Source organism: Stenotrophomonas sp. SPM (genome assembly GCF_003105135.1).
In the GTDB taxonomy this organism is placed as follows: Bacteria; Pseudomonadota; Gammaproteobacteria; order Xanthomonadales; family Xanthomonadaceae; genus Stenotrophomonas.
Genome location: NZ_QETL01000036.1, coordinates 24,471 through 35,048, shown reverse-complemented (window position 1 = coordinate 35,048; position 10,578 = coordinate 24,471). Strand labels below are relative to the sequence as shown.

General features: G+C 66.9%; 7 protein-coding genes. 3 read left to right on the top strand and 4 right to left on the bottom strand.

Annotated features, from left to right (window positions below):
- Positions 1 to 121: 121 nt before the first annotated feature.
- The 4 genes from DCO49_RS10050 to DCO49_RS10035 all read right to left on the bottom strand — a co-directional run bounded on the left by DCO49_RS10050 (position 122) and on the right by DCO49_RS10035 (position 5,342).
- Positions 122 to 556 (bottom strand): NfeD family protein, encoded by a 435-nt coding sequence (locus tag DCO49_RS10050; protein WP_116863916.1) that lies wholly within the window; start codon positions 554 to 556, stop codon positions 122 to 124.
- Between the two features lies 1 nt (position 557).
- Positions 558 to 1,517, bottom strand: a complete 960-nt coding sequence (locus DCO49_RS10045; RefSeq protein ID WP_116863915.1) for an SPFH domain-containing protein — start codon at positions 1,515 to 1,517, stop codon at positions 558 to 560.
- Between the two features lie 87 nt (positions 1,518 to 1,604).
- Positions 1,605 to 2,348 carry a FadR/GntR family transcriptional regulator gene (locus DCO49_RS10040; protein WP_108769676.1) on the bottom strand — a complete coding sequence of 248 codons (744 nt, stop codon included), beginning with the start codon at positions 2,346 to 2,348 and terminating at the stop codon, positions 1,605 to 1,607.
- Between the two features lie 102 nt (positions 2,349 to 2,450).
- Complete coding sequence (locus tag DCO49_RS10035; protein ID WP_116863914.1) at positions 2,451 to 5,342, bottom strand: TonB-dependent receptor; 2,892 nt, start codon at positions 5,340 to 5,342, stop codon at positions 2,451 to 2,453.
- Positions 5,343 to 5,582: 240 nt separating this feature from the next.
- Here DCO49_RS10035 and DCO49_RS10030 point away from each other — a divergent pair, with 240 nt between their 5' ends.
- From DCO49_RS10030 to DCO49_RS10020, 3 genes are read left to right on the top strand one after another with little or no spacing between them, the layout of a single operon-like run.
- Entirely contained in the window at positions 5,583 to 7,022 is a 1,440-nt protein-coding gene (locus DCO49_RS10030; RefSeq protein ID WP_116863913.1) for a polysaccharide lyase 6 family protein, read from the top strand.
- Complete coding sequence (locus tag DCO49_RS10025; RefSeq protein ID WP_116863912.1) at positions 7,019 to 9,247, top strand: oligoalginate lyase; 2,229 nt, start codon at positions 7,019 to 7,021, stop codon at positions 9,245 to 9,247. The genes DCO49_RS10030 and DCO49_RS10025 overlap by 4 nt, the downstream gene beginning before the upstream one ends.
- Positions 9,244 to 10,548, top strand: a complete 1,305-nt coding sequence (locus DCO49_RS10020; protein ID WP_116863911.1) for an MFS transporter — start codon at positions 9,244 to 9,246, stop codon at positions 10,546 to 10,548. Before DCO49_RS10025 ends, DCO49_RS10020 begins: the two co-directional genes overlap by 4 nt.
- Positions 10,549 to 10,578 lie beyond the last annotated feature (30 nt).

Here is a 10,578-nt window from a genome sequence, read left to right as displayed (position 1 = left end):
ATGGCGCCATCGAGCCCCCAAGGATGGGTTTACGGCGTGTCCCGCGAACCCAACCCGCCCGACCCAAACACATGAATCATCCGCGACAACCCACGAGGGGCTGCGCCGTTGGCTGGAAATCCTACGCCGCAGCCTCGACCAGCAGCACGCTGCCCTGCACCGCCACCACCCTCACCCGCGCACCCGCCGGCAGGTCGGGCCCGCTCACCTGCCACGACGCATCATCGATGCTGACCCTGCCCTGCCCGTCGATGATCGCCTGCGGCAACCCCACCACCCGGCCGACCAGCTGCTCGGCGCGGCGGTTCAGCAGCGGCTTGTCGCTTGCCCGCGCATGCGGCTTGCCCCAGCGCCGGTAGCACTGGATCGACAGCACGCTCAGCACCACGAACGCGACCACCTGCCACAGCAGCGGGATATCGGCGAACACCGCCACCAGCACGAACACCGCGGCGGCACCGATGCCGATCCACAGCATGAACGCGCCCGGTGCCAGCGCCTCGGCGGCGAACAGCAGCAACGCCAGCGCTCCCCACGCGACGACTTCCCAGCGCATGTCAGCCTCCGAACGGCGGCGGGCCCTTACGGGCCGGCTTGGATTCCTGGTTGGCCAGGGCCTGCTTGGCCAGTTCGGCGACACCGGCGATCGAGCCGATCACGCCACTGGCTTCCATCGGCATCAGCACCAGTTTCTGGTTCGGCGAGCTCGCCAGTTCCTTGAAGGCCTCGACGTACTTCTGCGCGACGAAATAGTTGATCGCCTGCACATCGCCTTCGGCGATCGCCGCAGAGACCACCTGGGTGGCCTTCGCTTCGGCCTCGGCCAGGCGTTCGCGGGCCTCGGCGTCGCGGAAGGCGGCTTCGCGGCGGCCTTCGGCTTCCAGCACGGTGGCCTGCTTCTCACCTTCGGCGCGCAGGATCTCCGACTGCCGCGAACCTTCCGCTTCCAGGATCTGCGCGCGCTTCTCGCGCTCGGCCTTCATCTGCCGCGCCATTGCATCGAGCAGGTCGCGCGGCGGCTGGATGTCGCGGATCTCGATGCGGTTGACCTTCACGCCCCACGGGTTGGTGGCATGGTCGACCACGCTCAGCAGCTTGGCGTTGATCACCTCGCGCTGGCTGAGCGATTCATCCAGGTCCATCGAGCCGATCACGGTACGGATGTTGGTCTGCACCAGGGCGATCATCGCCACTTCCAGCACCGCCACCTCGTAGGCGGCCTTGGCCGCGTCCAGCACCTGGAAGAACACCACGCCATCGACGCGCACCGCGGCGTTGTCCTTGGTGATCACTTCCTGGCCCGGCACGTCCAGCACCTGCTCCATCATGTTCACCTTGCGCCCCACCCCGTACACGATGGGGATGAGGAAATGCAGGCCGGGCGACATGGTGTGGGTGTAGCGGCCGAAGCGCTCCACGGTCCATTCGTAGCCCTGCGGCACCATGCGCACGGCCTTGAACAGGATGATGACGGCCACCACGGCCAGCACCAGGGTGAAAAACACGGTCGGGAACATCACGCTTTCCTTTCCTCAGACGTCCAGCGGCCAGCATAGCGCGCGCACGCTGCTGCAGTGCGGCAGCGCAGCCGGCAGTGGTACGGCTCAGATCCGGGTCGTGGCCAGGAAGCGCTCGCGGTCCTGCTGGGTGCGCCGGCGGATTTCTTCCAGCGCCTGGCTTTCGGTCGCTTCCAGCATCGCCTCGAACAGGCGCTGGAAGTGGTAGCGCATGGCATTGCGCGCGGCCACCGGGTCGCGGCTGCGCAGCGCCTCGAAGATCGCCATGTGCTCGTCGGCGCGGCTGGCACCGTCGTCGTGGCAGACCCGCGCGTAGACCTCGGCCACCCGCGGCAGGTCGCTGCGCATGCGCCAGATCTGCTGGATGAAGTACTCCACCACCGGATTGCCGGACAGGCGGGCGATGGTCAGGTGGAAGCGGCGGTCGAAGTCGCCGGCCTCCTCATCGGTCAGGTCGCGGCGGCACAGGGCCTGGGCCAGCACCTGCAGTTCGGCGATGCCGGCCTCGTCGATGTTGCTGGCGGCCAGCGCCGCGGCCTCGGCCTCGAACACCGCGCGGGCGGCGGTCAGGTCGAACGCGCTGACATCGGGCAGGCCACCGGAGGCCTGCGTCGGGCGTGGCTTGACATACACACCCGAGCCAATGCGGATGGCGATCCAGCCCTGGGCTTCCAGGGCGATCTCGGCTTCACGCACGGTCACCCGGCTGACGCCGAATCGTTCGGCCAGCTCACGCTCGCCCGGCAGGCGCGAGCCCGGCGGGAATTCGCCGTCCTCGATCAGCTTGCGGAGCTTGGCGGCGATGGTCTGGTAGAGGCGGTTGGCGGACATGCGGCTGACCCTTGGCGGTTCCCTCCGGGCCCGTCCCGGGCCACCGTGCGCGGTGCGGGTCCGGATGGAGCGACGGCGCGACCACTGGCCGCGCCGCCCTGTTCAGAACTTGTATCGTACACCGAAATACGCACGCCGCCCGTAGGTCACCACTTCACGGAAATTGCCGTAAAGCGGCTGGTACGCCACGCGCGGTTCGTTGGTCAGGTTCATCAGCTCCAGCGACAGCGACAACTGCTTGTTGACCTTGTAACGCATGCGCAGGTCGACGCTGGTGTTGTCGTCGTAGTAGCGGTTCTGCTGCGCGGTGTTGCCGGTGAAGTCCTGGTAGTAGTGCGAGCGGAACTTGCCGATGGCCTGGATGTTGAAGCGGCCCACGTCCCAGTAGATCGAACCGGACAGCACGTGCCGCGAGAAACCGCTGAGACCGGCCGGCGGCACGATGGCCGGGATGACGGTGCCATCGGCGGCAAGCTGCTCGCCCAGTCGCGAATCCTGGGTCTCGTAGTCGGCGTCGGCGTAGTTGTAGCTGACCTTGAAGCCCAGCCCATCGAACGGCTTGGGCAGGTAGGACAGGCGATGGGTGACGCTCATCTCCAGGCCGGTCAGGGTGCTGTCATCGTCGGTGGTCACCTGCTGGCGCACCGGCACGGTCACGGTCTGCCCGTTGATGGTGTAGGTCTCCGGCACCAGCGCGGTGGCGGTGCCGCCGTTGAACTGCTTCCAGTACACCGCGCCGGCCAGCAGGGTGTCCGGGTTCGGGTACCACTCCAGCGACAGGTCGCCGTTCCAGGACATCAGCGGCTGCGCGGCCGGGTTGCCGCTGGCACTGATGTCGTCCAGCGCGTCAGCCAGGTTGCCGTAGGTGGCATCGCTGCTGACATTGATGGTGCGGCCGGCACCCAGCGCCGCGATGTCCGGGCGCGACATGGCGCGATAGGCACCGACGCGCAGCAGCACGTCCGGACGCAGTTCGAAGGCCGCGTTCAGGCTGGGCAGCAGCTTGTCATTGCCGGCCTTGAACACCTGGGTGGTGTAGTTGCCGGTCGGCTGCAGGCGGATCGTGCCATCGCCGTTGTCCTCGATCCGCAGGTCGGTGCGCACGCCCTCCGAACGCACATCGGTCTTGACCCAGCGCAGGCCGACGTTGCCGGTCACCGGCAGCCCGAACAGGCTGCTGCTGAACTCGCCCAGCAGGTACAGCGCGCGCGTCTTCTCGGTGATGTCGACGTTGTTGGGATCCTGGAAATCCGGATCCAGGCCGCTGTCGAGGCTGCCACGGAAGGACTGGTACAGGCAGTTGGGATCGAAGTAGGCCCACGAAGAGATCGTGTTGCCGCTGGCGGCATCCATGAAATCGCTCTGCGGGAACGGCGCGCGGCAGGCCTGGTTGGCGGCGATGATCTTTGCCTTGTCGGCGGCGACGCGCTGGTCGTAGTCGGTCACCAGGGTGTTGTCGCGCAGGCGGTAGTCGGCCTGGCTGGCGCGCACGCCGCCCTTGATGCGCGTGAAGAAGCCCGACTCCGGCATGAAGCTGGCGTCGAAGCGGCCGGCCTTGATCCTGTGGTCGTTCTCGGTCGCGCTGGAGGTGATGCGGGCCGCCCCGGAGTACGCATCCCAGTTCTGCACGTCGAAGTTCGGCGCCAGGGCCACGCTCGGCACTTCGCCATGCCAGTCCCAGTCATAGTCGACATAACCGGTGGCGCCGCTGCTGATGCCCGGCACGACGGCATTGTTGATGTCGCGCTGGTTGGCCCGCAGGCGGGTCATTCGCTCGCTGTCCAGGCGGTTGGTATGCGAGTAGGACAGATCGGTGGACAGTTCCCAGGCCGGGCTCGGCCGCACGATCAGGTTCAGGCCGCCACCGGTGTACTCCTCGCCGCGCCAGTAGCGGTTGGAGGTGGAGTCGATCGAGGTGCTGCCATGCAGGTGGCGGACGATGCCATTCTCGTCCACCTCGCGCTGGGTGATGCCGCGGCGCGCGTTGGACAGGCTCAGGTCGCTGCGGTTTTCATACCAGTTGCGCTGGGTATGCTCGAAGTCGACGTTCACTTCGACCACATCGTTGGGCCGCCACTGCACCGCGGCGAACTCGCTCTGGCGGTCGTTGCGTTCCTGCTTCAGGCGGTAGATGCGGCTGCTCGGCACCAGGTAGTACGGCGCACCGTTGGCGATGGCCTGCGCGCCGACTTCGGAACAGTTGGCATTGGCCGCGTTCTGGTTGCCATCGCAGGCGTACCAGGTGGAACCGCTGGTGATGCTCTCTTCCGGGTCAGTGCCGTCCAAGCGCTGGAAGCCCAGCGAGATACCCAGCTTCTGGCCGTCGCCGAACTCGAACTGGTCGATGTAGCTGGCGGTGCCGCGGTAGCCGATGCCATCGTCATCGCGGTACTTCTTGTCATACTCGGCCCAGCTGCCACGCAGGTCGAACTGCACCGAGCGCTTGCCGTATTCCAGCGGTTTCACCGTCTCCAGGCCGATGGTGCCGGCCACGCCGCCTTCGATGATGTCGGCGCGCTGGGTCTTGTAGATGGCCACCGTATTGATCAGCTCGGCCGGGAACATGTTGAAGTTCACCGAGCGGTCGCCGCTGCCGTTGGTGATCTCGCGGCCATTGAAATTGGTGCTGCTGAGGAAGGCGCCGAGGCCGCGGATGGAAATCTCCGAAGCACCGGCCTTGTCGCGGGTCGAGGCGGCGCCGGTCAGCGTTTCGATCGCATCGGCCAGCGACGGTGCCGGCAGGTCGCCGATGTCGTCGGCCGAGAGCACGTCGGCGATGACCGTGTCGTCGCGCTTCTTGTTGATCGAACTCTGCATCGATTCGCGGATGCCGGTGACCTGCACCTGGTCCAGCGTGGTGGCGTCCTGCCCGGCACTGCCGGTGGTGGACTGCGCCTGCGCCAGCGGAGCGGCGGCAAGCGCGGCAAGCAATGCCACGACGAGGGGCGTGGGTGACAGCGTGATGGTGCGTACAGCTCCGGCAGATTGCCGCATGGTTTCCTCCTCCCAAAGGATCGCCTGGTTGGCAGGCGTGGACGCAGCTTCGACATGCGGACCTAGAAATGTCAACCAACTGGACTGGATTTTTCTTAATACCTTTGTTTCATACCACTTGGCCGTCATTAAATGTGCTGATGCAGCATGACTTTGCGCGAAAGCTGGCTTACAACAGACCCCGCAAGTGGTATGCACACCCACCCGAAACGACGGCCCGGCCGTCCCTGGAAGGACTTCATGCGCACCGAATCGACTTCGTACCGCCCTTCCAACAGGCTTCCCGGATCATTCCTTGCAACTGGTCTGGCAATATGCCTGACCACTTCGCCGGCACAGGCCGCCAGCTGGCTGGTGCACGATGCCGCCGAGTTCACCACCGCCGCGGCCGCCCTGCAGCCAGGCGACGAAATCGTGCTGGCCGACGGCATCTGGGCCGACACCCGCCTGCTGCTGAAGGGTCAAGGCACCGAGGCCGCGCCGATCACCCTGCGCGTGCAGACCCCGGGCAAGGTGATCCTCAGCGGGCGCTCGGACCTGCGCCTGGCCGGCAGCTACCTGCAGGTCTCCAACCTGGTGTTCCGCAACGGCTATGCGCCGGGCGACGCGGTGGTGGCCTTCCGCGAATCGAGCAAGGCGGTGGCCAGCCACAGCCGGGTGACCGGCCTGGTCATCGACGACTACACCAACCCCGATGCCAGCGACCAGGACTATTGGGTGTCGCTGTACGGCAGCCACAACCGCCTCGACCACAGCCAGCTGCGCGGCAAGACCAATGCCGGGCCGACCGTGGTGGTGGTGCGCGATGCCACCCAGGGCCTGGACAACCAGCACCGCATCGACCACAACTGGTTCGGGCCGCGCCCGCTGCTCGGCGTCAACGGCGGCGAAACGATCCGCGTCGGCACCAGCGATACCTCGCTGAGCGATTCCAACAGCACCGTGGAAAACAACTGGTTCGAAGGCTGCGACGGCGAGACCGAGATCGTCTCCAACAAGTCCGGTGGCAACACCTACCGCGGCAACGTCTTCTATCGCTCGGCCGGCGCGCTGACCCTGCGCCACGGCAACGGCAACCGGGTGCTCGACAACGTCTTCCTCGGCGACGACAAGGCCGGCACCGGCGGCGTGCGCATCATCAACACCGACCAGACCGTCAGCAACAACTACTTCGAGCGCCTGGCCGGTTCCAGCAACCGCTCGGCGCTGGCGATCATGGACGCGCAGGCCGATCCGCCGCTGTCCGGCTATGCGCCGGTGGTCAACGCCACCATCAGCCGCAACACGTTCGTGGATGTGGCGAAGATCAGCTTCGGCGTGGGCCACGACGCTGCCAAGGGCATCGACGTGGCCGCCAGCAACAGCCGCTTCAGCGCCAACCTGATCGTCAACCGCACCAGCAAGAACCCGCCCACCGCCGCCAGTTCGCTGGCCGGCATCGCCTTCAGCGGCAACGTGCAGTCGCCGCAGGCAAGCACCGTGTTCCCCAGCGGCGTCGAAAGCCGCAGCGTGACCCTGCAGCAGGCCGCCAGCGGCCTGTGGACGCCCACCCCTGCCCTGCCCGCCACCGGTGCCGATCCGGCGCTGGCGATGACCGCGCGCGAGGCCACGGGGGTGGACTGGTATCCCAAGGTGGGCGAGGTTGCCCTGTCCCGCACCAGCACCGGAGTTGATCGATGAGGTTGCAGCCGCTATTCGTTTCCTTGGCCCTGGCCGTCCCCTTTGCCCTGCTGCCGGCCGCGCCGCTGCTGGCGGCCCCGGCCGCCACCGCGCGCCAGGCCGACACCGCACCCGTGCTGGTGACCGCCGCACAGTGGCAGCGGATGGCCAGCGAAGGCAGCCGCTACCCGTGGTTCGCCAAGGAGCAGGCGCGCACCGAGGCGTCGCTGAAGAAGATGATGAAGGCCGGCATCGACGTGCCGGTACCCAAGGACAAGGGCGGCGGTCGCACCCATGAACAGCACAAGCGCAACTACCAGGCGCTGCTGGCGGCCGGCACGCTGTACCGGCTGACCGGCGACAAGGCCTATGTTGATTACTCGCGCGACATGCTGCTGCAGTACGCCAAGCTCTACCCGACGCTGGGCCCGCACCCGGAAGGCCGCGGACAGATTCCCGGCCGCGTGTTCTGGCAGGTGCTGAACGATTCGGTGTGGCTGGTCAACGCCATCCAGGGCTACGACGCGATCCGCGACGCGTTGTCCGCGCAGGACCGGCAGATCATCGACTCGCAGCTGTTCCGGCCGATGGCCGAATTCCTGATCAGCGAGCCGAAGAACTACGACCAGATCCACAACCATGCGACCTGGGCGGTGGCCGCGACCGGCATGACCGGCTACGTGCTGCGTGACCAGGAGCTGGTGGAGAAATCCCTGCGCGGCAGCCAGAAGGACGACAAATTCGGCTTCCTGCGGCAGATCGACCTGCTGTTCTCCCCCGATGGATATTACGAGGAAGGGCCGTATTACCAGCGCTATGCGCTGGCGCCGTTCCTCCTGTTCGCCAACGCCATCGAACGCAACGAGCCGCAGCGGAAGATCTTCGCGCGCCGCGACGGCGTGCTGCTGAAGGCCGTGGATGTGCTGGTGCAGACCAGCTACGACGGCCTGTTCTTCCCGATCAACGATGCGATCCTCGACAAGGGCATCGACACCGAGGAGCTGGTGGCCGGCATCGGCATCGCCTATGCACGCACCGGTGATGACCACCTGCTGTCGGTCGCCCAGCAGCAGAAACGCCTGCTGCTCTCGCCCGAAGGCCTGCAGGTGGCGCAGGCGCTGGCGGCCAACAAGGCCAAACCCTTCGATTACAAGCCCATGCTGCTGCGCGACGGCCCCGACGGCGACCGCGGCGGCCTGGCGATCCTGCGCATGAACGGCGAGGACGGCCAGGCGCTGGTGCAGAAAGACACCATGCAGGGCATGGGCCACGGCCACTTCGACAAGCTCAACTGGCTGTTCTACGACAACGGCAAGGCCGTGGTGACCGACTACGGCGCGGCGCGCTTCCTCAACGTGGAAGCCAAGCGCGGCGGCATCTACCTCGCCGAGAACCGCAGCTGGGCCAAGCAGACCGTGGCCCACAACACCCTGGTAGTGGACGAGCAGAGCCACTTCAAGGGCGACTGGAAGCGCGGCGAGGAGCATGCGCCGCAGGTGCGTTTCTTCCAGGCCGACACCGATACCCAGATCGCCTCGGCGACCATGCGCGACGCCTACCCCGGCGTGGTGTTCACCCGCACCCAGGCGCTGCTGCGCCACCCCGAACTGGGCCTGCCGGTGGTGCTGGACCTGCTGCAGGTGCACGGTGACAACGCCGCGCGCTACGACCTGCCGCTGCATTTCAACGGCCACATCGTCACCACCGGTTTCGAGGCCGAGCACTTCACCAGCCAGCGCCCGGTGCTGGGCAAGGACAACGGCTACCAGCACCTGTGGCTGGACGCGCGCAGCAAGCCCGGCAGCGAGCCGCGCACGCTGGCCTGGCTGCTGGATGGCCGCTTCTACACCTATCGCTTCGGCAGCAGCGCACCTGCGCAGGCAATGCTGGTGGAAAGCGGTGCCAACGATCCCGAATTCAACCTGCGCCGCGAGCCGGCCCTGCTGCAGCGCGTGGAAGGCCAGAAGGACGTGACCTTCTTCAGCGTGCTGGAGCCGCATGGCGAGTACAACGGCACCGCCGAGTACGTGCACGGCGCCGACAGCCGCATCAAGAACATCGTGCGCACCCGCGGCAACGATGCCGAGGTGATCGAGCTGCGCCTGGCCAGCGGTGCACGCATCGCCCTGGGTGTGGCCGATGACAGCGCCGCCAAGGGCGAGCACAGCGTGACCGTCGATGGCTACGCCTACCGCTGGAGCGGCAGCCACGCGCGCATGGACCGCAGCAAGGGTGACGCGAAGTGAACGGCCCTGCAGTGGTGAGCCAACTGCGCAAGGTACCGGTGCGCTCGGCCGTGCGCTGGCTGATCGTCGGCCTGATCGCCGTGGCCACGGTCATCAACTACATCGACCGCAATGCACTGGCGGTGATGTGGCCGGAAATCGCCAAGGAAGTGGGCGCGACCAAGGATGACTACGCGCTGCTGGTGACCGTGTTCATGCTGTTCTACGCCGCCGGGCAGTTCCTGTTCGGCCGCCTGTTCGACATGATCGGCACGCGCTTGGGCTTTGCCCTGTCGATCAGCGTGTGGTCGATCTCCATCGCCCTGCATTCGGTCACCCATTCGATGCTGTCCTTCAGCCTGGTGCGGGCGATGCTCGGCATCAGTGAGGCCGGTGCCTGGCCGGGCGCGGTGAAGGCCAATGCCGAGTGGTTCCCGGCGCGCGAACGCGCACTCGCGCAGGGCGTGTTCAACGCCGGCGCGTCGATCGGCGCAATCGTGTCCGCACCGGCCATCGCCGGCCTGTACCTGTGGCTGGGCTGGCGCGGCACCTTCGTGCTGGTCGGTGCCATCGGCTTCCTGTGGCTGCTGCCGTGGTTGTTCGTCTACCGCGCCGGCCCGGACAAGCACCCGTGGGTGAGCGACGCCGAACGCCGCCTGATCATGGAAGACCAGGCCGGGCAGCAGGATGCCGCCGCGCCGAAGGTGAGCGTGCGCTCGCTGCTGGCCCACCGGCAGAGCTGGGGCATGCTCGCCTGCCGCTTCCTGCTGGACCCGATCTGGTGGCTTTTCGTGTCCTGGCTGCCGATCTACCTGGCCGAGACCTTCGGCTTCGACATCAAGCAGATCGGCCTGTTCGCCTGGGTGCCGTTCGTGGGCGCGATGCTCGGCAGCCTCAGCGGCGGCTGGCTGTCCGGACGCCTGATCCGTGCCGGGCAGAGCGTTGACCGCGCACGCAAGCTGTCCATCACCCTGGGCTGCGTGATCATGGCCCCTGCCCTGCTGGGCGCGGTGCTGGCCAATCAGCCGTTGTTCGCAGTGCTGGCGATTGCCGCGGTGCTGTTCGGTTTCCAGGTCGCCATCGGCAACATCCAGACCCTTCCGGGTGATCTGTTCGATGGCCGCTCGGTCGGCACCCTCGCCGGCCTCGGTGGCCTGGCTGCGGTGGCCGGCACGCTGATCACCACCTGGCTGGTGCCGGTGCTGACCCGCCATTCCTACGCTCCGATTTTCATCCTCGTCGCCGCGCTGGTGCCGCTGTCGCTGGCCGCGCTGTGGTGGTGGGCCGGACCGATCCACAAGCTTGACCGCCGTGGCGGCTGAGCACGCATTTCCCTTTCATTCCCCCGCAAA

Excerpts from the sequence above, each read along its gene's own strand:
- DCO49_RS10050 (WP_116863916.1), bottom strand. The coding sequence starts at position 556 with ATGCGCTGGGAAGTCGTCGCGTGGGGAGCGCTGGCGTTGCTGCTGTTC.
- DCO49_RS10045 (WP_116863915.1), bottom strand. The coding sequence starts at position 1,517 with ATGTTCCCGACCGTGTTTTTCACCCTGGTGCTGGCCGTGGTGGCCGTC.
- DCO49_RS10040 (WP_108769676.1), bottom strand. The coding sequence starts at position 2,348 with ATGTCCGCCAACCGCCTCTACCAGACCATCGCCGCCAAGCTCCGCAAG.
- DCO49_RS10035 (WP_116863914.1), bottom strand. The coding sequence starts at position 5,342 with ATGCGGCAATCTGCCGGAGCTGTACGCACCATCACGCTGTCACCCACG.
- DCO49_RS10030 (WP_116863913.1), top strand. The coding sequence starts at position 5,583 with ATGCGCACCGAATCGACTTCGTACCGCCCTTCCAACAGGCTTCCCGGA.
- DCO49_RS10025 (WP_116863912.1), top strand. The coding sequence starts at position 7,019 with ATGAGGTTGCAGCCGCTATTCGTTTCCTTGGCCCTGGCCGTCCCCTTT.